The 23,430-nt window shown below is 70.4% G+C and carries 18 protein-coding genes; 9 read left to right on the forward strand and 9 right to left on the reverse strand.

Features of this window, described 5'->3' with window-relative positions:
- Positions 1–30 precede the first annotated feature (30 nt).
- On the forward strand, positions 31–825 hold the full coding sequence (locus BM43_RS10610; protein ID WP_036055620.1) for an alpha/beta fold hydrolase: 795 nt from the start codon (positions 31–33) through the stop codon (positions 823–825).
- Between the two features lie 667 nt (positions 826–1,492).
- Here BM43_RS10610 and BM43_RS10615 read toward each other — a convergent pair.
- The 6 genes from BM43_RS10615 to mreB all read right to left on the reverse strand — a co-directional run bounded on the left by BM43_RS10615 (position 1,493) and on the right by mreB (position 7,894).
- Entirely contained in the window at positions 1,493–2,203 is a 711-nt protein-coding gene (locus tag BM43_RS10615; protein ID WP_025097565.1) for a DUF899 family protein, read from the reverse strand.
- 107 nt (positions 2,204–2,310) lie between these two features.
- Complete coding sequence (locus BM43_RS10620; RefSeq protein ID WP_025097566.1) at positions 2,311–2,970, reverse strand: glutathione S-transferase family protein; 660 nt, start codon at positions 2,968–2,970, stop codon at positions 2,311–2,313.
- Positions 2,971–3,128: 158 nt separating this feature from the next.
- The gene (locus tag BM43_RS10625) at positions 3,129–3,602 is read right to left on the reverse strand and encodes a VOC family protein (RefSeq protein ID WP_036055619.1); all 474 of its coding nucleotides are present in this window, start codon (positions 3,600–3,602) and stop codon (positions 3,129–3,131) included.
- Positions 3,603–4,048: 446 nt separating this feature from the next.
- Positions 4,049–4,303, reverse strand: coding sequence for a hypothetical protein (locus BM43_RS10630; RefSeq protein WP_025097568.1), 255 nt, complete (start codon positions 4,301–4,303; stop codon positions 4,049–4,051).
- A gap of 138 nt (positions 4,304–4,441) precedes the next feature.
- Complete coding sequence (locus tag BM43_RS10635) at positions 4,442–6,724, reverse strand: amylo-alpha-1,6-glucosidase (RefSeq protein ID WP_036055618.1); 2,283 nt, start codon at positions 6,722–6,724, stop codon at positions 4,442–4,444.
- Positions 6,725–6,859: 135 nt separating this feature from the next.
- The gene (gene mreB, locus BM43_RS10640) at positions 6,860–7,894 is read right to left on the reverse strand and encodes a rod shape-determining protein (protein ID WP_013691110.1); all 1,035 of its coding nucleotides are present in this window, start codon (positions 7,892–7,894) and stop codon (positions 6,860–6,862) included.
- Positions 7,895–8,208: 314 nt separating this feature from the next.
- Here mreB and BM43_RS10645 point away from each other — a divergent pair, with 314 nt between their 5' ends.
- Complete coding sequence (locus BM43_RS10645; RefSeq protein WP_036055617.1) at positions 8,209–10,941, forward strand: patatin-like phospholipase family protein; 2,733 nt, start codon at positions 8,209–8,211, stop codon at positions 10,939–10,941.
- 103 nt (positions 10,942–11,044) lie between these two features.
- Here the strand turns inward: BM43_RS10645 and BM43_RS10650 are convergent, their stop codons facing one another.
- Together BM43_RS10650 and BM43_RS10655 are read right to left on the reverse strand one after the other, a co-directional pair.
- Complete coding sequence (locus BM43_RS10650) at positions 11,045–12,202, reverse strand: ATP-binding protein (RefSeq protein WP_013691112.1); 1,158 nt, start codon at positions 12,200–12,202, stop codon at positions 11,045–11,047.
- Positions 12,189–12,896 carry a response regulator gene (locus tag BM43_RS10655; RefSeq protein WP_017921518.1) on the reverse strand — a complete coding sequence of 236 codons (708 nt, stop codon included), beginning with the start codon at positions 12,894–12,896 and terminating at the stop codon, positions 12,189–12,191. The genes BM43_RS10650 and BM43_RS10655 overlap by 14 nt, the downstream gene beginning before the upstream one ends.
- A gap of 479 nt (positions 12,897–13,375) precedes the next feature.
- On the opposite strand from BM43_RS10655, the gene BM43_RS10660 reads away from it, so the two are divergent.
- From BM43_RS10660 to BM43_RS10690, 7 genes are all read left to right on the forward strand, one after another.
- The gene (locus BM43_RS10660) at positions 13,376–15,943 is read left to right on the forward strand and encodes a TonB-dependent siderophore receptor (protein WP_045577449.1); all 2,568 of its coding nucleotides are present in this window, start codon (positions 13,376–13,378) and stop codon (positions 15,941–15,943) included.
- 196 nt (positions 15,944–16,139) lie between these two features.
- Positions 16,140–17,054 carry a glutaminase gene (locus BM43_RS10665; protein WP_017921191.1) on the forward strand — a complete coding sequence of 305 codons (915 nt, stop codon included), beginning with the start codon at positions 16,140–16,142 and terminating at the stop codon, positions 17,052–17,054.
- A 192-nt stretch (positions 17,055–17,246) separates the two neighbouring features.
- On the forward strand, positions 17,247–17,591 hold the full coding sequence (locus BM43_RS10670) for an HdeA/HdeB family chaperone (RefSeq protein WP_230676410.1): 345 nt from the start codon (positions 17,247–17,249) through the stop codon (positions 17,589–17,591).
- 304 nt (positions 17,592–17,895) lie between these two features.
- Positions 17,896–19,044 (forward strand): porin, encoded by a 1,149-nt coding sequence (locus BM43_RS10675; protein ID WP_036055616.1) that lies wholly within the window; start codon positions 17,896–17,898, stop codon positions 19,042–19,044.
- 10 nt (positions 19,045–19,054) lie between these two features.
- The gene (locus BM43_RS10680) at positions 19,055–19,750 is read left to right on the forward strand and encodes an ABC transporter ATP-binding protein (RefSeq protein ID WP_036055615.1); all 696 of its coding nucleotides are present in this window, start codon (positions 19,055–19,057) and stop codon (positions 19,748–19,750) included.
- A 1-nt stretch (position 19,751) separates the two neighbouring features.
- The gene (locus BM43_RS10685) at positions 19,752–20,717 is read left to right on the forward strand and encodes an ABC transporter substrate-binding protein (RefSeq protein WP_036055614.1); all 966 of its coding nucleotides are present in this window, start codon (positions 19,752–19,754) and stop codon (positions 20,715–20,717) included.
- Entirely contained in the window at positions 20,717–22,429 is a 1,713-nt protein-coding gene (locus BM43_RS10690) for an ABC transporter permease (RefSeq protein WP_198399556.1), read from the forward strand. The genes BM43_RS10685 and BM43_RS10690 overlap by 1 nt, the downstream gene beginning before the upstream one ends.
- Before the next feature lie 85 nt (positions 22,430–22,514).
- On the opposite strand, the gene BM43_RS10695 is transcribed toward BM43_RS10690, so the two are convergent.
- Positions 22,515–23,387, reverse strand: coding sequence for a hypothetical protein (locus BM43_RS10695; RefSeq protein ID WP_144417642.1), 873 nt, complete (start codon positions 23,385–23,387; stop codon positions 22,515–22,517).
- Positions 23,388–23,430 lie beyond the last annotated feature (43 nt).

Raw genomic sequence — 23,430 nt, forward strand, 5'->3', positions numbered from 1 at the left:
CCCGGCCCGCGCCGGCGCGGGCCCGCCACGATGACCGACGACTTCCGCTGGATCGATGCCCCCCAGGGCCGCCTCTACGCGCAACGCTGGCCGCGCCCCGCCGATGGCCCCGCCACGCCGCCCGCGCCGATCCTGATGCTGCACGACTCGCTCGGCTGCGTCGCCCTGTGGCGCGAATTCCCCGCCGAGCTGGCACGCGCCACCGGCCGCGACGTGATCGCCTACGACCGCGCCGGCTTCGGCCGCTCGGCGCCGGCGCAAGCGCCGCTGCCGGCCGACTTCATCGCGGCCGAGGCGCGCGACAGCCTGCCGGCGCTGCAGCGCGGCTTCGGCTTTGCGGGCTTCGTGGCGCTGGGCCATAGCGTCGGCGGCGCGATGGCCGCCGCCTGCGCGGACGCGCAGCCCGAGCACTGCGAGGCGCTGGTGACGATCTCCGCGCAGGCCTTCGTCGAGGCGCGCACGCTGGAGGGCATTCGAGCGGCCCGCGAGGCGTTCGCGCGGCCGGATCAATTCGAGCGGCTGGCGCGCCATCACGGCGAACGCGCGCGCTGGGTGCTCGATGCCTGGATCGACACCTGGCTCGATCCGGCCTTCGCCGGCTGGACGCTCGACGCCACGCTGGCGCGGGTGCGCTGCCCCGCGCTCGTGCTGCACGGCGAGCATGACCAATACGGTTCGCCGCGCCACCCGGCGCGCATCGTCGAGGGCCTGGCGGGGCCGGCGCGCATGATGCTGCTGCCCGGCTGCGCGCATGTTCCGCATCGCGAGGCGAAGCCGGCGGTGCTGCAGGCGCTGCACGGTTTCCTGGGTGCGCCGGCACGCTGAGCGCCCGGCCTCGCGGCTTATCCACAGAAAATGTTGGCAAGCTTGTGGATGACCTGCGCATGCCTTTCGCAAGCCATTGAACATACAAGGATTTTTCCCGAATCTCAGGAATCCGGCAGGCCCCGCCGCGATGCGCCCCGGATGCATGGCTTGTCCACAGTTTTTGTTGGCAAGCTTGTGGATATCCTGCTGGCGAGCCCGCCAAGTCCTTGATTCGATTCGGATCCTTGCCGGCAATACGTGCTTCGGCAGCGCCGCCATGCCCGGCTGGCGGGCGAAAAGATCAACGAGATCAAGGATCTAGCGTTCGATTGGCGGCCGGCACCGGCATCCTGCCGATGCGGCTGCCCAGCCTGCTCCATGGCTCGCGTGCGCCGGAAACCTCGGCGACAGCCCCCTCGCCCCGGCGCCCCGGTTGTCCACATTTTTTGTTGGCAAGCTTGTGGACATCCTGCTGTCACATACGACAAGCCCATGATCCGTCGAGGTTTTTTCCCGCGCACCAGGAAAGCGGCAGCGCGCCCGGCGGCCGGCTTGTCCACAATTTCTGTTGGCAAGCTTGTGGATTACCTGCGCACCGGCCACGCAAGCACTTGATCCGACACGGTTTACCGCCGCGCGACAAGGATGCGGCAGCGCGCATCGACGCCAGCCCGGCATGCCCGCTTCACTGCCCGTAATCGAGCTTGGGATACCAGTCGCCGCCGCGGCCGGCCGGCGTCATGTCGAGCACGGTCCAGATCGGCATCAGGTCGGGCGCGCCGCGCGGATCCTGGCCGGGATCCGACATCTCGCCGCTCATCTCGCCGCCGTAGAAATGCCGGATCGTGCCGTCGCGCCGCGTGAAGACGTTGAGCGCGGGGATATCGCTGTCGCCCTCGCCGATCGCGTGGTAGTCGCGGCTGTATTCGCCCGACAGATCCGTGTAGAGCCGCAGGTCGCGCCAGCCGCGCTCGCGCCGGAACGCGTCGAGACGTGCCCAGGGCGCGCGCGCCACCGCGACCAGCGAGACGCGCTGCCCGATATCGCGCGCCTCGCCGTTCCAGGCGCCCAGCAGCGAGGTACACATCGGGCAGGGCCGCTGCCAGGTCGGGCCGAACATGTAGCTGTAGACCACCAGCGTGTCGTGCCGCCCGAACAGCTCGGCGAAGCTGCTGCCGCCGGCCTCGCCCTCGAAGCGGTAATCGCGCGTCACCGCGCCGCCGGGCGGCAGCGCGCGACGCTGCTCGGCCACCCGCTCGATCCGGCGGCGCAGCTCGATCTCCTCGGCCAGCAGGGCGTTGCGCGCCTCGCGATAGGCCGCGCTCTCGTTCGGGTAGCTGCAGCGGTTGAGAGCCGCCAGTTCGGCGGCGGGGATCAGCGGCTGGCTCGGGTTCATGCTCGTCTCCTTGGCAATCGTGGATCGCGGCGGGGGCGGCGAGAGCGGCAGGCAGTTGGCCCGGGCTTCGGGCCGCCGCCGTGTGCCGCATGGCCGCCGCGCGGGATTCAATCGGCGTCGGGCGCGCCGAGCGGGAACAGCTTGCGATAGGGCCGCGCCTCGTCCACCGCGCGCGCGAACGAGGGCCGCGCCAGCAGCCGCTCGCGGTAGGCGATCACGTGGCGGAAGCCGCGGTCGATGCGGTGCGTCCAGTCGGCATAGAACAGGAAGGGCGCGGCGCCGCAGTCGGCGAGGCTGAAGCCCTCGCCGGCCGCCCAGCTTCGCTGCGCCATGTGGCCGTCGAGCCAGGCATAGGCGGTCTCGAGCTGCGCGCGCGCCTCGGCCACGCCATAGGCATCGCGCTCGCCTTCGGGCCGCAGGGCATTGGCGACGATGCGCTGGGCCGGCGTGGACAGGTAGTTGTCGAAGAAGCGGTCGAGCGCGCGCACCTCGAGCGCGGCCACCGGATCGGCCGGCAGCAGCCTCACCGGGCCCGGATGATGGAGCCCCAGGTGCTCGATGATGATGGTGGCCTCGGCCACGCTGCGCCCGGCGTCGACCAGCAGCGGCATCCGCTTCAGCGGCCAGCGCGCGGCGAACTCGGCGTAATGCCCGGGATGCTCGCCCGACAGCTCGCGCAAGCTGAACGGGGTGGCGTTCTCGTAGAGCGCGATCAGCACCTTCTGGCAATACGAGGAAAAGGGATGCGCGTAGAGCGTCAATGACATCGCGACTTCCTCCTGGGAATCGACGACAACGGATGGAAAAACGGCAACGCGCGGCAAATACGGCGAGCGGCACCCGGCGACACGGCAAGGCGGCCCGGCACCCGCGCAGCCCGGGCCGCCACCTCGCCATCGCGCCGCCGCGCTTCAGGCGCCGACGCTCAGGACGGCTGGCGCACGCACTGCTCCATGCCCTCGCGGATCTGCTCGGGCGTGAGGTCCTGGCGATGGGTGGCGACCGACCAGCGATGGCCGAAGGGATCCTCCACCTGGCCGTAGCGATCGCCCCAGAACATGTCGGCGGGCGGCATGACCAGCTTCGCGCCGGCCTCGACCGCGCGCGCCACCACCGCGTCGGCGTCCTCCACGTAGAGATGCAGGATCACCGGCGAGCCCTTCAGCGCCCGCGGGCCGAGCGCGCCGCAGCCGGCCATCTCGTCGACCAGCATCAGCGTCGAATCGCCGATGCGCACGGCCGCGTGCATCAGCTTGCCGTCGGGCCCCGGCAGGCGCGTCAGCTCGGTGGCGCCGAACGCGGCGCCATAGAACGCGATCGCATCGGCCGCGCCGTTGCAGATCAGGTGGGGGGTGAGGGTATGCATGCCTTCGGGGATCGGTTTCACGGCGGCGGACATGATGTCGGCTCCTTGGGTGGGTGCGTCGGCGACGCGTCGGGGCGAGCGGCGCGTTCGGCGCGCTCTCCTTCCCACGACGCGCGACGGCGGCCGGAATCGACATCGCGGCGAAAAAATTTCCAGCCGCGCCCACGAGGCTTCGCCGGGACAAATCCGACGAAGCCCGAGTTATCCACAGTTTTTGTTGGCAAACCTGTGGATATCACTGAAAGCCAATCGCCAAGCCCTTGATCGGAATGATTTTTTTTCGTCGATACCTGGGACGCCCAGCAAAGCGACAAACGCAGGCAGTGCTTGTCAACACGGGAGGTGGGCAAGCTTGTGGATATCGGCCTGACAGCGCGCCGAAGTGCTTGATCCCGCGGCATTTTTTTAGCGTGCCCGATTAGCGGGCAGGGCCGCCGGGCGGCGGCCCCGGTCCGGACGCGATGCCCGCTCGATGCCGCTCAGGGCCGCTCGGGCGCGGCCATCAGCTCGTTGACCTTGTCGCGCAACGCCTCGTAGCCGGAGCGCGCGTGCTCGGGCAGGTCCGGGTCGCCGATCAGCGCGCCGAGCGTCTCGACCAGGCTGAAGGCGAGCCCCTTGGCGGCGCCCGTCGCGATCGACTGCGACCTGACCGAATCCTGCAGATGGCCGACCGCCGCCTCCATCTGCTCGAGTTGCGATTGGCGGCCCTCGTCGGGCGTGGGTTGCTGGCTCATGATCTCGCTCTCCTGTACTGCTGCGAGGCGGTGCCGGCGGCACCGCCTCGCGTTCCCGCCGGCCAGCCGGCCGGCGCCGATGCGGCGGGCGCCGCGCCGGCTCGGCACCGGCGACGCCCGCCATCCAACCGCCGCGCGCTACAGCGCGGCCACCACCTTGACGCGGCCGCCGCCCTGCGCGGCCGCCACCACCTGGCCGCCGACCCGGCGGAAGGTCAGCGAGACCGTCTCCCCGCCCACCCGCAGGCCGTCGAGTTCGAGCCAGTCGATGCCGTCCGGCAGCGCGGGCCGCTCGATGCGCACCTCGCCGCGCGCCGCGTCGACGCTCACGCCCAGACAGGCCTGCAGCATCATGAACGGCGAGCCGGCCGCCCAGGCCTGCGGCAGGCAGGCCACCGGATAGGCGGTGGGCGGTTCGCCGCGCCGGCGCGGGAAGCCGCAGAACAGCTCGGGCAGGCGCATGTCGAAGCTGACCGCCGCCTCGAACAGCGCGCGCAGCAGCTCGGTGGCGGCCGTCTTGTTACCGTAGCGCGCGAAGCCGCGCGCCGCCAGCGCGTTGTCGTGCGGCCAGACCGAGCCGTTGTGGTAGGCCATCGGGTTGAAGCGCGGCTGGCCGGCCGCCAGCGTGCGCACGCCCCAGCCGGTGCGGAACAGCGAGGAGTCGAGCGTGCGCGCCACTGCTTCGCCGCGGCTCGCCTCGGGCAGCCCGAAGGCCAGCAGGTGCCCCGCGTTCGAGGCCAGCACGCGGCACAGCTCGCCGCGCCCGTCGAGCGCGATGCCGTAGAAACCGGCCTCGGGCATCCAGTAATGCGCCTCCACCGCCTCGCGCAGCTTCTTCGCGCGCGCCGAGTAGTCGGCCGCGCGCGCGGCGTCGCCGCGATGGGTCGAGAAGGTCGCCATCGCGTCGAAGGCGGCGCAGGCATAGGCCTGCACCTCGACCAGCGCGATCGGGCCTTCCGGGAAGCGGCCGTCGGCATGGAAAACCGAATCGTGGCTGTCCTTCCAGCCCTGGTTCGCCAGGCCGCGCTCCGAGGTCTTCTGGTAGTCGAGCAGGCCGTAGGGATTGCGGTCGCAGGCGCGCGCCACCCAGCCGGCGGCCTTCTCCAGCGCCGGCCAGAGTTCGTCGATCAGGGCCGTGTCGCCGGTCTGCTCGAGATAGGCCCCGGCCAGCACCACGAACAGCGGCGTGGTGTCGACGCCGCCGTAGTAGAGCGCGAACGGCACCTCGCCGGTGGCGGCCATCTCGCTGCGACGGAACTCGTGCATGATCTTGCCCGGCTCGGCGTCGCGGAAGGCCGAGGTTTCCTGCGCCTGGTGCGCCGCCAGGAAGCGCAGCACGCCGCGAGCCAGCGAGGGCTGCAGCCACAGCATCTGCAGCGAGGTGATCACCGCGTCACGGCCGAAGGGCGTGGAGAACCAGGGGATGCCCGCGTAGGGATAGGGGCCGGTCTCGAGCTGGGTGGTCAGCAGGCCCAGGTCGGCCAGCGAGCGGTCGAGCCAGGCGTTGAAGAGCGGATTGCCGGTGCGCACGCGCGCGATGCTGCGGCGCCGCTCGCGCATCTGGCGGTGCACCTGCACCAGCGCGCGCCGCAGGCCCGGACGGCCCGCCCGCGCGAGCGGCTGGGCCGGCGCGGCCGGCTCGCCATCGCGCTCGATGCGCGCCTCGACGCTCAGGTAGATCGATACGCAGGCCTGCGCGGCGATGGTCAGCGTGTAGTCGGCGCGATCGGTGGCCAGGCGCACCGGCGCCGGCGAGAAACCGATCCGCACGGTGCGCGCGACGCCGTCCAGGCCGTCGTAGCGCAGCCGCACCTGGCCGGCCTCGACCTCGGGCGCCGCCACCGCGCCGCGCCGCTCGCGCGGCGTGCCGCGCACCTCGAACATGTCGAGGAAGTCGGCCGCGAACGAGATCGACAGCGGCACCTCGGCGTCGGCGGTGCCGTAGTTGGTCAGCGTCAGCGCCTCGTACAGCACGTTGTCGGACAGCACGCGGGTGCGGTCGATGTGGATCACGCCCTCGGGCATCTCGTGGCCGCCCAGCGGCGGCAGCGGCCGGTTGGTCAGGTGCGCGGTGAAGGAGGCGTTGTCGGCGCTGGTCGCGCCCGACAGCAGCGAGGGCGCGCGCCCGCCAAAGGTCAGGCGCCAGCCCGACAGCACGCGCATGTCGTCGACGAACAGGCCGTCGTCATGGCCGAGGATGTCGCCCAGCGTGTCGCTGACCACGAACGCGTCGCCGGCCTTCAGCACATGCTGGCTGCCGGCCACCGGTTTCTGCGAGACGGGTTCGGGGGCGATGAAGGGCGGCGCGCCGGTCGCGGCGACCTGCGCGGCCTGGGAAGCGGAAGAAACAGGGGAAGCGGGGGAAGGGGTTGCGGCCGCTTCGGCCGTCGGGGTAACGGGATGAGCTTGCGTGCCGGGCATTGCGACTCCTGACTGCGGTCCACGGGGAACAGGGGAAAAACGGGCGCGGGCGGCGGTTCGCCCCGCTGCTCGCACCCCGTTTCGCCACAGCATAGGCCAGAACGGCCCTGCTTCGCAGTGTCGCCTGCCGGCGTGTCAGTGATCGGTTTCCATCGCCAGCCGGCCCATCGCCTCGCCGGCGCCGCGCACCGCGCAGCTCAGCGGCTCGTCGGCGACCCGCACCGCGAGCCCGGTCTCGGCGTACAGGCGCCGGTCCAGGTGAGCAAGCAGCGCGCCGCCGCCGGTCAGCACGATGCCGCGATGGGCGATATCGGTAACCAGCTCGGGCGGCGCTTTCTCGAGCACGCGCTTCACCGCGTTGACCACCTGGTTGAGCGGCGCGGCCAGCGCCTCGGCGATGTCGTGGTTGGACAGCTCGATGGTGCGCGGCAGGCCATCCTCGACGCCGCGCCCGACCGCGCGCATCGATTCGCGCGGCACCGAGCCGCTGGCCGAGCCGATGTATTTCTTGACGTGCTCGGCGGTCTGCTCGCCGAGCAGGACGTTGTAGAGGCCGCGCACGTGGTTGATGATGGCCGCGTCGAACTGGTCGCCGCCGACCCGGATCGCGTGTTGATAGACGGTGCCGCCGAGCGACACCACGCCCACCTCGGTGGTGCCGCCGCCGATGTCGACCACCATCGAGCCGACCGCCTCGGTGACCGGCAGCCCGGCGCCGAGCGCGGCCGCCAGCGACTGGTCGATCAGGTTCACGCGCGAGGCGCCGGCCGCCGCCGCGGCCTCGCGCAGCGCGCGCCGCTCCACGGCGGTGGCGCTGGAGGGCACGCAGACGGTGAATTCGATGCGCCGGCCGAACAGCGAGCGCGCATGCGACATGCCGACGAACTGGCGGATCATCTGCTCGGCCGCCGGGTAATGGGCGATCACGCCGTGGCGCAGCGGCCGGACCGCTTCCAGGTGCTCGGGCACGCGGCCGATCAACGCCTTGGCCAGCTCGCCGACCGCCTCCACCCGCGCCTTGTCGACATGGGCGTCCGCCTTGCGGAAACAGACCACCGACGGCTGGTTGAGCACCACGCCGCGTTCCTGCGTATAGATGAGCGTGCTCGCGGTGCCCGGATCGACCGCGACGTTATTGGCGAAAAGCCTGCCCAGGATGGGTGTCGACATGGATGTGCCTTTACGGACTGACAGACCGAGGAAACGCGCTGCGCGGCCAAACCGGCATTTTCCCCGTGCCGGTACTGCTTCCGATGGCCGCCGGCGTTCGCATCGAAACGCGACGCGTCGGCGACAGGAAGTTTCTACTCTAGGTAATTCCAGGTCAATGGAGAATATTCCGATACCGAATTGACAATCTGACGGGAAGATTGGCAGTCCGTTGGATTCCGGAATGAATTGACGCCCTTCGCAAAGTCTGTACCCTCTCGTCTCGCCGGCGCGTTTACCGTCGCGCCAGGCCAGGCCAACCCGATATCAAAAGAATGTTCAACGCCGCACGCCCCGCCTCGTCCGGGGCCTCCGCCGCCGCGCGCGCGCCCAGCGCCGCCATCCACGAGGCGCGCTCCGGCGCTGCCGGTGCCCATGCCGCGTGCTCCGTCGCTGTCGATCGCGTATTCGATTTCGTCTTCGATTCCGCATCCCGCCAAGGCGGCGCGCGGCCGTGGCGCGGGCTGCCGGCCCGGCTCGCCTGCCTCGCGGCCCTGCTCGCGGCGGCCCTGCTGCCCTCGCTCGCCGCGGCCCAGGCGAGCCCATCCGCCGCCCCGGCGCTCAACGGCTCACCCACCGCCGTGCCCGTGCAAGCCCCCGATGCCGCCACGCCGTCCCTGGCCTGGGCCGACGCGCTCGCCGCGATGCGCGCGGGCGCCCTGGCCGCCGATGCCGGCGACCGTTCCGGCGCCAATGCCCAGGCCAGCGCGGGCATGCCCATCGCCCAGGGCACCGCCCCTGCCATCGCCACCACACCGGCCATCTCCACCGCCCCGGCGAGCGCCAATCAACCGGTCACGCAAGACTGCCGCGCCGAAGGCGGCCAGGCGGGCCGTCCCGCGATCGGCCTGGTGCTGTCGGGCGGCGGCGCGCGCGGCTACGCGCACCTGGGCGTGCTGAAGGTACTGGCCGAGCATCGCATCCCGATCGACTGCATCGCCGCGACCAGCATGGGCGCCGTGGTGGGCGGCCTGTACGCGAGCGGGATGGACGCCGACGAGATGGCCCAGCGCCTGGCCAGGGTGAACCTGGCCGACATCGCCTTCGACGTGGTCAACCGCGCGGACCTGCCGCAAAAGCAGCGCGAGGACGAGGAGCGCTATATCAACGGCCTGACGCTCGGCTTCGGCAAGAACGGCTTCAAGGCCCCCGCCGGGCTGGTGCAGGGCAACCGCCTGCAGGCGCTGCTGGCCGACTGGACCGCGGCGGTGCCGGTCAACCAGCCCTTCGACCGCCTGCCGATCCCGTTCCGCGCGATCGCCACCAACCTGCGCAACGGCCGCATGGAAGTGCTCGACCACGGCTCGCTGCCGCTCGCGATCCGCGCCAGCATGGCCATGCCGGGCCTGTTCTCGCCCACCGAGATCGCCGGCGTGACCCTGGTCGACGGCGGCCTGGTCAGCAACCTGCCGGTCAGCACCGCGCGCAGGATGGGCGCCGACGTGGTGATCGCGGTCGACATCGGCTCGCAACTGCGTCCGCTCGACGCGCTGGCCTCGCCGGCCGACGTGTTCCAGCAGATGCTCGGCATCCTGATCCGCCAGAACGTCTCGCGCGAACGCAGCGAACTCGGCCCGCGCGACGTGCTGCTCGAGCCCTCGCTGGGCTCGCTGAGCTTCACCGACTTCCAGAACGCCAGCCAGGCGATCGCCGCCGGCGAGGCGGCGGCCGAGGCCGCGCTGCCGCGGCTGGAGCGCTACGCGCTGTCGCCCGAGGCCTACGCGGCCTACCGCGCCGCGCACATGCGCCCGCCCGCCGAGCCGATCCGGCTCGCCGAGGTGGAGATCCGCGCCCACGGGCCGGTGCCGAAGCGGGTGGTGGCCGATGCGCTGCACGTGAAGCCGGGCGACATCTACGATCCGCAGGCCGTCAGCCGCGACCTGCTGGCGCTGACCACCACCGGCAATTTCGACACGGTCACGCAGCAGGTGGTGACCGACGGCGATACCAACAAGCTGGTGGTGGACGCGCGCGGCAAGACCTGGGGCCCGAACTTCCTGCTGTTCGGGCTGGGCATGTCGAGCAGTTCCACCGACGAGGGCGGCTTCCGCTTCCATATCGGCTACCGGCGCCCCTGGCTGACCGATTCGGGCCTGGAATTCCGTGCCGATTCCACGCTCGGCAGCGACCTGCAGGCGCTGCGCGCAGAGCTGCGCCAGCCGCTGTCGAGCAGCCATGGCCTCTATCTCGCGCCCTACGCCGAATTCGAGCGGCGTTTCGCCAATCTCTATTGGGACGACTACAAGCTCACGCAATACCAGTTGCAAACCGAGCGCCTCGGCCTCGATCTCGGCCTGCCGGTCGGACGGCTCGGCGATTTCCGCGTCGGCCTGGCCTACGCCCACGGCAATGCCTCGCCGACCTACAATTTCCCGGCCGACATCTCGCCCAACGGCAGCCCGATCGGCCAGGTGTTCGACAGCGACAACGGCCACCAGCTCAGCGTGCGCGCCCGTTTCGTGGTCGACCAGCTCGACGATCCGACGCTGCCGCGCAACGGTTACTTCGCCAAGTTCAGCGTCGAGCGCTCCCTGGTCGCCAGCGATCAGGTCCAGTACACGGAGGTATCCGGCAAGGCGATGGTCGCGCAGCAGTTCGGGCGGCACAGCATCAACGCCAGCATCGAGGGCGGCAAGAGCTTCGGCGGCACCAGCCCGGTCAACCTGCTGGGCTTCACGCTCGGCGGTTTCCAGCACCTGGCCGCCTATGCCGCCGACCAGCTCAACGGCGACGCGCTCGCCTATGGACAGGTCACCTACATGAACCAGGTGGCCAGCTTCAACGCCTCGCCGATCAAGGCGCTGTACCTGGGCGCGAGCGCGGAAATCGGCAACGTCTGGACGTCTTCCGGCGACCAGATCCGGCTCGACATCAGCAGCGGGCCGATGAAGCAGAGCTATTCGTTCTTCGCGAGCTTCACGACCTCGTTCGGGCCGATCTACGTGGGCGTGGCGCTCGCGCCGGGCGGGCGCCGCAACCTGTACTTCCAGCTCGGCCGCACCTACTGAGCCCGCAGCGGCGCGGCGCCGGCATCCCGAACGCCGGCGCCGCGCGCCTTTCCCGATCCAGCCCAGCCTCGCGAGCCGGTGCTCGCCGCCGGCGCCGCCCCGCTCAGCCCGGCCAGCGGATCTCGAAGCGCGCGCCGGGCAGCACGCGCGCGTCGGTCACCGCGATGTTGCCGTGATGGGCCTGCAGCACCTGCCGCGTGATCGCCAGGCCCAGCCCGTAGCCGGCCGTGTGGCGATCGAGCCGCACGAAGGCGTCGAAGATCCGTTCGCGCTCGCCGTCGGGCACGCCGGGGCCGTCGTCCTCGACGTAGATCAGGATCTCGCCGCCGCTCGCGCCCAGCGTGGTGCCGATCAGGATGCGCGATTGCGCGTACTTGGCCGCGTTGCGCAGCAGGTTGCGGATCGCGTAGGACATCAGGCGCGTATCCATGTTCACGCGCAGCTCGGCCGGCGTGCCCAGGCGCGTCTCGATGGTCTTGCCCGGGCTCAGCGGCGCCACCTCGTGCACCTGGGTGCCGAGCCAGCAGGCCAGCGTGGTGGGCTCCAGGCTCGACTGCAGCGAGCTGTATTCGAGCCGCGCGTAGGTCAGGCTCATGTCGATCAGCTCGTCGAGCTCGGTCACGTCCTGCGCGATGCTGTCCAGCGCGTTGAGCCGCTCGGCATCCGACATCGGGTCGCGCAGGATCTCGAGCGCGAAGCGCACGCGCGCCAGTGGCGTGCGCAGCTCGTGGGAGATGCCGTTGGTGAGGTCGCGCTGCGCCTCGATCAGGCGCTCCATGCGCATCGCCAGCGCGTTGAGGGTACGCGCCAGCGGGCCGAGGATCACGCTGTGCGATTCGCGCGCGCGCGTGTGGAAACGCCCGCCGCTGAAGTCGATGGCGCGCTCGCGCACCATCACCAGGTCCACCCAGGTCGGCCGCGCCCAGCGCCAGGTGGCCAGCGCCGGCACCACGATCACGAACAGCGCCACGCCGAGCGCGCCGCCCGGCAGCGCCTCGAAGCCGGCCAGCACCGTCCACGGCGAGAGCGTCACCGACAGCGCCAGCAGCGGCACCGCCACCACCAGCAGGACCAGGCTCATCAGGTGCAGATAGGCGCGCACGTAGAGGCGCGACCAGCTCGGCATGCGATCGGCGCGCGTGTCGGTCCAGGAGCGCCGGAAGCGCAGCCAGCGCCAGCGCAGGTAGCGCAGCGCCGACAGCCGCGACTGCCCGGCGCCGCCGAAGCCGCGGGGCCGGGCCGCGTCCTTATTCCCAGGCATGGGTGCTGAACTGGTAACCCTTGCTGCGGATCGTCTTGATCCGGCGCGGATGGCTGGCGTCGTCCTGCAGCTTGCGACGCAGCTTCGAGATGCGGCCGTCGATGGTGCGGTCCAGGCCGTCGAATTCGACGCCGCGCAGTTGCAGCATCAGGTCGTCGCGGCTGACCACCTCGCCCGCGTGGCTCACCAGCACCCACAGCAGGTCGAATTCCGCCGAGGTGAGGTCCGGCGAGGAACCGTCCGGCAGCCGCACCGAGCGGTTGCCGCGATTGATCGAGAACTTGCCGAAGGCGTAGCTCTCGGGCCCGTTGCCGGGCTCCGGCGCGCGCACCGGCGCACGCCGCAGCTGCGCCTTGATCCGCGCCAGCAGGATGCGCGGCTCGACCGGCTTGCGCACGTAGTCGTCGGCGCCGAATTCGAGGCCCAGCAGTTCGTCGTAGGGCTCGTCGCGGGCCGTCACCATCACGATCACGCCGTCGAAATGCTTGCGCGCCTCCCGGCAGATCTCGAAGCCGTCCTTGCCCGGCAGGTTCACGTCCAGCAGCACCAGGTCGGGCCGCGACGAGAGGATCGCGGGGACGGCCGCGTGGCCGTCGAGCACGGTCTCGACTTCGTAGTCGTGCTTGCGCAGGTAGCCGGTGATCAGGGTGGACAGGCGATTGTCGTCCTCGACGAGAAGAATCCGGTAAGGCATGGGGGGTGATCGTTGCTGGCGGTGAATCGGGCCGGGTTCCGGCGGCGGGTCGGGCCGCGGTCCGGCAGGTAACCATCGGTAACATCTCAAGCAAATCAGCATGATACTGCTGTCCGGTCCCCGATTGATGCATGTTCCTCAGGAATCGACGCCGCTGTGCAGCAAGTGCGCAAGCAGCCGGAAACAACCGGCGCGAACGGCGCGGGAACGCGCGGCGGGACCGGGCCCGGCCATGCCATGCAATGGCCGGCCGCATTCGACCGGCCGCGGCGTCGGGAGTGCCTGAAACCGCTGTCGACTTCGCTCGGCTCCATCGAATCTCCATGCCATCTCCACATCGACGGCGGCTCGCGCCGGGCCGCGCCGCGCGATCGATCCGGTAAGCGCTTACCTGAGGCCGTCGCGTTTTCCTGTCCCTTTCGCTCGGCTGCCGTGTCATCGACTGGTAACCCGGATTCGAACCACACAGGAGTACCTCGATGATTGCTCGGCCCTCCCGCCGCCCGGCCACGCAGCCCGGCGCCGCCGCCCACCCCGGTCACCCGCGTGCCTCGCGCTCGCGGCGCGGCCCGGTCGCGCGGCGCGCGCTTTGCGCGGCCGCCGCGTTGGCCTGGACCCTCGCGCCGACGAGCGGCGCGGCCGAACCCGCGCGCGGCGCGCATGCCGGCACGGCCGGCGCCACCGCCTCCGAACGCGCCGCCCCGGATGTCGCCCCGGATGCCCCGACTCCGGCCGGGCGCCGCGCCTGGCATGTGCCGGCCGGCGAGCTGGGCGCCGCCTTGTCGGAGCTGGCCAGCCAGGCCGGCGTGACGATCCAGATGGACGCGCGGCTGGTCGAGGGCCGGCGCACGCGCGGCATCGACGGCCGCTACACGCTGGCCGAGGGCTTCGCCGCCTTGCTCGCGGGCAGTTCGCTGGAGGCCGTCGACGGCGGCCGCCAGGTCTGGCTGGTGCGTGCGCGGGCCGGCGGCGGCGATGCCGATATCGATGCCGCCGGCGCGTCGGGCGCGGCCAGCCACGCGCTGCCGGTCGTCAAGGTCAGCAGCCGCGCGGGCGACGACGAAGGCGGCTACGTGGCCGCGACCAGCAGCGCCGGCTCGAAGACCGCCACCTCGCTGCTCGAGATCCCGCAATCGGTCTCGGTGGTCACGCACGACCAGATGGTCCAGCAGGACGCGCAGACGCTCAACGCGGCGGTGCGCTACACCTCGGGCGTGCAGCCCGAGACGCGCGGCGCCGTGGCCACGCGCTACGACCTGCTGACGGTACGCGGCTTCCAGGCCGACACCTACTGGAACGGCCTGAAGCAGATCACCAACAGCATGTATTCCACGCCGCAGATCGACCCCTATCTGCTGGAGCGCATCGACGTGCTGAAGGGGCCGGTGTCGGTGCTCTACGGCCAGGCGGCGGCGGGCGGCGTGCTCGACCAGGGCAGCAAGCTGCCGACGCGCCAGCCGCTGCACGAGATCGGCGTGGAGCTCGGCACCGATGCGCACCGGCAGGCCACGTTCGATTTCTCGGGCCCGCTCGACGCCGACAGCCGCTACCTGTACCGCTTCACCGGCATCGCGCGCAGCGAGTTCGGCCAGGTCCAGAGCACCCGCAACGAGCGCATCGCGCTGGCGCCCTCCTTCACCTGGCGCCCCGACGAGGCCACCTCGCTGACGCTCTACGCGCTCTACCAGCGTGATCCGCGCGGCAGCTCCTACGGCGCGGTGCCGCTGGAGGGCTCGGTGATCGGCAGCCCCTACGGGGCGCTGCCGCGCGACTTCTACGACGGCGACACCAACTTCGAACGCTTCAGCCGCACCGAGGCCGCCGTCGGCTACCGCTTCTCGCGCAAGCTCGACCGCGACTGGACGGTGCGCTCGAACGCGCGCTACTTCCATATCGGCCAGGATTACGCGAGCGTCTACAGCAGCGGCTTCGTGCCCGGCACCTCTTCGCTGCAGCGCTACTCGATCGCCTCGCAGGACCAGTTCAACTCGATCGCGCTCGACAACCAGCTCGAAGGCCGCTTCGCGACCGGCGCGGTGCGCCACACGGTGCTGGCCGGCTTCGACTACCAGCACTTCGCCACCTCCTACGCGCTCGGCTACGGCAGCGCGCCGCCGCTCGACGTGCTCGCGCCGAACTACGCGCAGCCGATCGACCCGATCGCGCTCGCGCCCACCCGGATCCGCGGCAACCAGTTCGGCGTCTATGCGCAGGACCAGATGCGCTACGGCCACTTCGTGCTGACGCTGGGCGCTCGCCAGGATTGGGCCAATACCTCGACCACCGCCAATGGCGCGACCAGCTCGCAATCGGCGCGCGCCTTCACCAAGCGCGCCGGCCTCAGCTACGTGTTCGGCAACGGCATCGCGCCCTACGTCGGCTACACCGAATCGTTCTCGCCGCAGAGCGGCACCAGTCGCGCCGGCCGGCCCTTCGACCCGGAACGCGCGAAGCAGTACGAGATCGGCCTGAAGTTCCAGCCGACCGACTACGACGCGATGTTCACCATCGCGCTGTTCGATCTCACCCGCAACAACCTGCTGACCACCGACACCGTCAACCCGCTCTACCAGACCCAGTCGGGCGAGGCGCGCTCGCGCGGCATCGAGCTGGAGGCGAAGGCGAGCCTGTCCGATTCGCTGAACGTGACGGCCAGCTATACCTACCTCGATACCAAGTACGTGAAGGACAACAGCGGGCTGGAGGGCAAGTTCCTGACCGGCGTGCCGCAGCACCAGGCCTCGGCCTGGGCCTACTACACGCAGCGGCGCGGGCCGCTGGCGGGGCTGTCGGCCGGCGCCGGGCTGCGCTACACCGGCCAGACCTACAACGACACCAACCAGTACCGGCTGGCCAGCTACCTGCTGCTGGACGCGACACTGCGCTACGATCTCGGGCGCCTGTCCTCGCGCCTGAAGGGCTCGGATATCTACGTGAACGCGCAGAACCTGCTCAATCGCCGCTACGTCGCCTCGTGCTCGTCGACGGCCTGGTGCTGGTTCGGCTACGGGCGGCAGGTGTTCGCGGGCGCGAACTATCGCTGGTAAGGCGACGGAAAGCCGGCGGCGGTGAACGCGCCGGCGGTAACGGGCGAGCGACAGGCCGCTGGCGGCAACGCCCCCGCTCGCCGCCGGCGCCGCTTCGCGCGAAAGGCCGCCGGGCCGCATCGGCGCTTGACGAATCGGCGCGCAGGCGCTTCCATACGGGCTCGCTGAATTCCGTGCGCGCGCCGCCGCCTCCGTCATGAATTACCAATCGATACTCGACCGCATCCAATCCGAAATCGCGCCCTGGATCGGCGCCGGGCGCGTCGCCGACTACATCCCCGAACTCGCCAAGGTGCCGGCCGAGCGCTTCGGCATGGCGATCGTCACGCTCGACGGGCAGACCTACACGGTCGGCGACGCGCACGAGCGCTTCTCGATCCAGAGCATCTCCAAGCTGTTCGCCTGCACGCTGGCCTTCCAGTTGCTCGGCGACGAGCTCTGGCAGCGCGTCGGCCGCGAGCCGTCGGGCACCGCCTTCAACTCGCTGGTGCAGCTCGAGAGCGAGCGCGGCAAGCCGCGCAATCCCTTCATCAACGCCGGCGCGCTGGTGGTGACCGACGTGCTGAGCCGGCGCTTCGTGCGCGCCGAGACGGCGCTGGTGGAATTCATCCGCCGCCTGATCGGCTCCAACGAGATCGACTACGACTCGCGCGTGGCGAGCTCCGAGCTGCAGCATGCCGAGCGCAACCGCGCGATGGCGCACTTCATGGCCAGCTTCGGCAACATGTGGATGCCAGCCTCCACGGTGGTGGACGCCTACTGCCGCCAGTGCGCGATCTCGATGAGCTGCGTGGAGCTGGCCCAGGCCGCGCTGTTCCTCGCCAACGGCGGGGTGGCGCCGATCAGCGGCGAGCAGATCGTCGACGCCAGCTCGGCCAAGCGGCTCTCGGCCCTGATGCTGACCTGCGGCACCTACGACGCGGCCGGCGATTTCGTCTACCGCGTCGGGCTGCCGGCCAAGAGCGGCGTGGGCGGCGGCATCGTCGCGGTGCTGCCGGGGGAGATGGCGGTCTGCGTGTGGTCGCCGGGGCTGGATCCGAACGGCAATTCGCTGGCGGGGGTGCTGGCGCTGGAGTGGCTGACGACTTATACGGGGCGGTCGATTTTTTGAGGACGGTGCGCGACGCGGCGGCCGCGGCCGGTCGATCGGAATGGCATCTCCCGGCAAGCGCACGATTCCCGCAGCCGTTAAGCCTGGATTAATGAAGCCTGCCGAGAATGAACACCGCCGACAACGGCACACGTCGCGTCGACGATCGATTCAACGCGCGGCGATGGCTCGCTTATCAAACTGATGAGGTCAATGATGAAGAAGCTCAGCATGTGGTGTGCAGCGGCGGCGCTCATGGGCATCGCGACCGCGAACGTGGCGTATGCGCAATCGACGGCGAAGACGATCGCGCCCGCCAAGATGACGTGCGCCGATTTCGTGACGCTCGAGGATGTCTACAAACCCGCCGTGGTCTATTGGGCAACCGGCGTCGACAAGCTGGGCGTGCGCGAGACCGATCAGATCACGATCGACACCGGGCACCCGGTGGCCGAGGACATCACCGCCGCGTGCCGAGCGACGCCGAAGGTCAAGATCGTCGACAAGGTCAAGGCGATGGCAAAGGCGGGCAAGCTCAGCATCTACAAGGGCAACTGAGACACGCCGGACCGCCGGGCGCCGAATCCCGGCGGTCCGGCGCCGCATCGGTCCAGCCGGCCGATGCGCCCTGAGCGCACCGCCGGACGCCCGAGCTTCTACTCGCGCCCCTGCCTCGGCACGCCAATGTGCTCGCGGCACCGACAAATCAGCTTCGCCAGCCACGATCGCGCCTCCGCTGCAGCGCAAAGCCCCCTGCCTCGCTAGCCCCCTGCCTCGCTAGCCCCCCTCCTGCCTGTCACGAACCTGACTTACCCGCCACTTACAGTGGCGGCTCGATTGAATCCCAAAGAGGACAAAACTCGTGAACCACTCCTATCGCATCGCGGCGGTAGGCGCGTGCCTGGCCGCCTGTGCCGGCATGTCCGCCCACGCCCGCGCAGACGAAACGCCAAGCGCCGCCGGCACCTCGGTGACCCTCTACGGTATCCTCGATACCGGTCTCGAATATCTCGACAACGCCGCTTCCTCGAAAGGCACCACGCACAGCGTGACGCGCCTGAGCTCGGGCAACATGTCCGGCTCGCGCTGGGGCATCACCGGCCGCGAGGACCTGGGCGGCGGCACGCGCGCCTTCTTCCTGCTCGAGAGCGGCATCAACATCGATACCGGCGCCTCGCTGCAGGGCGGCCGCGAATTCGGCCGGCTCGCCTACGTCGGCATCGCCGACGAGCGGCTCGGCACCGTCTCGCTGGGTCGCCAGGGCGGCCTGTTCCTCGATTGGGTCAGCGAATACAACCCGCTCAAGAACGCCGTCTACGCGATCAAGATGCAGGATCCGGCCTTCTCCGACCGGCTCGACAACACGGTGCGCTACGAGAAGCGCTTCGGCGGCTTGACCGCGATCGCCCAGTACAGCTTCGGCTACGACAGCGTCACCTACGGCGCGCAACCGGCCGGCGACACCCGCTACGCGCGCGTGATCGAGGCCGGCCTGCGCTACAAGCACGGCCCGTTCAGCGCGACCCTGGTGTACGACCAGAAGAACGGCGGCAGCACCAGCCCGACGGCGGCCCACACCACCAAGGCCGGCGGCTACGAGGGCGACATGGACCGCCGCATCGGCGTGGCCGCGAGCTACAAGTTCTCCAGCGTCACCACCTACGCGGGCTACCGCTACCTCGATTCGCACGCGGTGCACCTGAGCACGCTGTCGAGCTCGCCGGTCGAGGCCAGCAGCCTCTACTGGCTCGGCTCGACCTGGTACGCGCAGCCGGACCTGGCCTTCTCGGGCACCGCGATGTACCAGAACTTCTACGGCAACTCGCGCGATCCGTGGTCGTTCCAGGTCGATGCGGACTACTTCCTGTCCAAGCGCACCGACCTCTACCTGAACCTCGGCTACGTGCTGAACCGCAACGGCTCGAACCTCGGCCTGAACGGCTTCGGCACCGACGTGGTGGCCGGCAAGAACCAGTTCGGCCTGATGGCGGGCATCCGCCACAAGTTCTGAAGGAGTCCGCATGAACCAGGACACGCGCGTCTCGATCCGCCTGCGCGGCTTGCGCCAGCGCTTCGGCGCGCACACCGTCCTCGACGGGATCGACCTCGACGTGCCGGCCGGCACCACGCTCGCGCTGCTGGGGCCCTCGGGCTGCGGCAAGAGCACCTTGCTGAAGCTGCTGGCAGGTCTGCTACAGCCCGACGAGGGGGCCGTGCAGTTCGGCGACCAGATCGTCGCCGAGCCCGGCCATTGCCTGCCGCCCGAGGCGCGCGAGCTCGGCATGGTGTTCCAGGACTACGCGCTGTGGCCGCACCTGACGGTGGCCGGCAATGTCGCCTTCCCGCTGGAGATGCGCCGCGTGCCGCGCGCCGAGCGCGCCGCCGCGGTGGCGCAGGCGCTGGAGCGCGTCGGCCTCGGCGGGTTCGGCGCGCGCCGCCCCTCGGCGCTGTCGGGCGGCCAGCAGCAGCGCGTCGCGCTCGCGCGCGCGATCGTGGCGCGCCCGCGCGTGCTGCTGTTCGACGAGCCGCTGTCCAACCTCGACCCGCAACTGCGCGCCTCGCTCGCCCTCGAGATCCGCGAGCTGCTGGCCCAGCTCGGCACCACCGCCGTCTACGTCACGCACGATCGCGCCGAGGCCGACACGCTGGCCCACCGCATCGTCGAGCTGGCCCAGGGGCGCGTGGCGCGGGTCACCCAAAATTCATGGAGCCGGTAGTATGCTCACCACCATTTCCAAGACCGTCCTTACCCTTACGCTGGCCTTCGGGCTTTCCCAATCCGTGCACGCTCTCACCGTCTATACCGCCGGCCCCGGCAATCTCAGCAAGAAACTCGCGCAAGGCTTCGAGCGCAAGACCGGCATCAAGGTCGACCTGTTCCAGGCCACCACCGGCAAACTGATGGCCCGCGTCGAGGCCGAAGCCAGCAATCCGCACGCCGACGTGCTGATCTCGGCCTCCTGGGATACCGCCCAGGATCTCGACCAGCGCGGCTGGCTGGCGCCCTGCACCAGCCCGAACGCCGCCCACGTGCCGCCGATGTTCAAGACGCCGAACTACGTGGCGCAGGGCATCTCGGCGCTCGGCATCGTCTGGAACACGCGCACCGGCAAGCCCGAGCCGCACGACTGGAAGGATCTCGCCGCGCCCGCCTATCGCGACCAGGTGAGCACGCCGAACCCGGCGCTCTCGGGCGCCTCGCTCGACCTGCTGCTGGGCCTGCAGGACCGCCTCGGCGAAGCGGCCTGGCGCCTGTTCGACAGCCTGCACCGCAACGGCATGGTGGTGCTCGGCCCGAACGCGCAGGCCATCAACCCGGTGCTGCAGGGCGCGAAGTCGGCGGTGTTCGGCGCGGTGGACTACGTCGCCTACGGCGCGGCCGCCACCGGCGAATCGGTCAAGGTGATCTTCCCGAGCAGCGGCACGGTGATCGCGCCGCGCCCGATGATGATCTTCAAGACCTCGAAGGCACCGGCCGACGCGCGCGCCTTCGTCGACTACGTGCTGTCCGACGAGGGCCAGCAGATCGTGGCGGCCGCCTACCTGATCCCGGCACGCGACGACGTGAAGTCGCCCCGCCCCGGCCTGAAGGATCTCAAGCTGCTGCCGATCGACGACGGCAGCAACAAGACCTCGCGCGCCGAGGTGCTCAAGCGCTTCAACGCCCTGTTCGGCGAGCACTGATGGCTACCGTGCTCGCGCGACGCGCCGCCCGGCCGGGCGCGCGGGGCTCGGGCCGCGCCGGCCGCCTGGCCGGCCTCGGCGCCCTGCTCGCCGCGCTCGCGCTGCTGGTCGCCCTGCCGGTGGCCTTCGTCGGCCTGCAGGCGATCTTCCCCGCCCTCAACCAGGGCTCGTTCGCGCATCCCTTCGCGGCCGTCAGGGCCACCCTCGACGAGGCCGGCACCTGGCCGCTGCTCGGCAACACGCTGCGCTTCGGGCTGGCGGTGGCGGCCGGCAGCCTCGCGCTGGGCGTGCCGCTCGGCGCGCTGCGGGGCCTGGTGCGCCTGCCCGGCGCGCGGCTCTGGGACCTGCTGTTCCTGGCGCCGTTCCTGATTCCCCCCTACCTCGGCGCGCTCGGCTGGATGTTGCTGCTGCAACCCAACGGCTATCTGCAGCAGTTGGTGGGCATCGAACTGGGCGGCTTCCTGTTCTCGTTTTCCGGCATCGCCACGGCGATGACGCTGAGCGTGTTCCCGGTGGTCTACTTCTCGGTGTCGCGCGCGATGATGCAGACCGGCGGGCGGCTGGCCCAGGTCGCGCGCGTGTGCGGGGCCACGCCCTGGCGCGCCTTCCTGCGCGTGACCCTGCCGCTGGCCGCGCCGGCCATCGCCGCCAGCGCGCTGCTGGCCTTCACCATGGCGATCGAGGAGTTCGGGATTCCCTCGGCGCTCGGCGCGCGGGCCGGCTTCAGCCTGCTGGTCACCTCGATCGAGGCGCGCTTCTCCGACTGGCCGATCGACCTGCCCGGCGCGGCCGTGCTCTCCAGCCTGCTGGCGCTGACCGCCTTGCTCGCCTTTTACGCGCAGCGGCGCCTGCTGGCGGGACGCGATTTCGACACGCACAACGGCAAGCCGGTGAGCGTCGAGCCCGCCGAGCCGGGCCGCTGGCGCCTGCCGATCCTGCTGCTGTTCGCGCTGGTGGCGACCGGCACCAGCGTCGCACCGATCGCCGCCATCATCGCCACCGCCTTCCTGCGCACCTTGTCGGGCGGCCTGCACGCGGCCAACCTGACGCTCGCGCATTTCGGCGCGATCACCTCGGCCGGCGACGGCGCCGGCGCGCTCGGCACCAGCCTCGCGCTGGCCGCCGGCACCGCGCTGCTGACCGGCGTGCTCGGTTTCCTGTGCGCCTGGGTGGTGGTCAAGACGCGCACGCCGGGACGCGCCGCGCTCGACGCGCTGACCCTGCTGCCGCACGCGATGCCCGGCATCGTGATCGGCGTGGGCCTGATCCTGGCCTGGAACCTGCCGTTCTGGCCCGTCACGCCCTACAACAGCTGGGTGATCCTGCTGCTCTCCTATGCCTGCCTGCTGCTGCCCTACCCGGTGCGCTACGCGAGCGCGGCGCTGCGGCAGATCGGCGGCAGCCTCGAGGCGGCGGCGCGCGTGCACGGCGCCACACCCGCGCGCGTGCTGTGGCGCATCGTGCTGCCGCTCGCGGCGGCGCCGCTGGCCGCCTCGATGATGATCGTGTTCGCGGTGGCCTCGCGTGAACTGGTCACCTCGCTGCTGCTCGCGCCCAGCGGCGTGCAGACCGCCTCGGTGTTCATCTGGCAGCAGTTCGAGCAGGGCTCGATCGGCGACGGCATGGCGATGGGCACGCTGATGCTGCTGATCAGCGGCGTGCTGCTGGCGCTGGCCTCGCGCTGGACCAGGCGATTCGACACGCTGCACTGAGCCTGCCGAATGAGAAACCGCGCCGGACGCTGACGCGTACCGGCGCGGTGCGTTGCTGACAACCAGGCCAGCGCCTGGCCGCCGCTTACTTGCCGCTGCAGAAGTTCGGCTGGTACTGGTAGACCCAGGCGGTCTTGGTCGAGCTCGGCGACTGCACCCAGTTCGTCATGCCCTGGATGGTGTTGAAGATCAGTTGCGAGCGCGAGCTCACCTTGTCGGTGAACACGCCATCGTCGTTGACGTCGACCTCGAAGGAGATCTCCGCCAGCGCCGGCATGCTCGAACCGTTCGCATACCAGACCGTCATGGTGAAGTCGGCGTCTTCCTGGCCGAGATCGCTGGTCGGGCCGTCGAAGGTCAGCTCGTGGATCGACAGGCCGCTCACCGGCACCAGCGCCTGGCCGCCGATGCTGTCGAAGGTCTTGGTGGTGGGGAACAGGTCCTTGATGTCGCTGAGCTTGTTGATGTTCTTCGAGCTCGACAGCGGCTCGCTGGTCGAATGCGAGAAGGTCTCCCTGGCCGGCGGCGTGATGTCGTCCTCAAGCTTGGTCTTGGCCTTCGACGAGCTGCCGCTCACGTCGGTATTGGCCGAGGTGGCCTGGCTCGCCGAGCCGAACTTCAGCTCGATGTCGAGGCTGCCGCTCTCGTTGCGCTGGCGCATCGAGTAACCGGCCGTCTTCACCGCGCAGTTGCCGGCCGTGTCGTAGTAGAGCACGCCGCGGTCGTGATCGGCCGCGAAGCTCTTCTTGATGCTGCTGTCGAAGCCGTTGGCGGCGAGGCTGGCCTTCAGGTCGGTGAGGAAGCGGTTGGCGGCATCGGCCGGCGCGCTCTGGAAGGCCTGCGGATTCAGCAGGACCTTGTATTCGCGGCTGCCGACGCTCGGGGTGCCCGCGTGGGCGAGCTGGGACGCGGCGAACAACGCCAGCGCCGCTGCATGATGCAATCTGATCTTTGTCATTTCGGTGCTCATGAGTGGAGGGATACGACACTTCGCCGCTCGG

The organism is Burkholderia gladioli (assembly GCF_000959725.1).
GTDB classification, from domain to species: domain Bacteria; phylum Pseudomonadota; class Gammaproteobacteria; order Burkholderiales; family Burkholderiaceae; genus Burkholderia; species Burkholderia gladioli.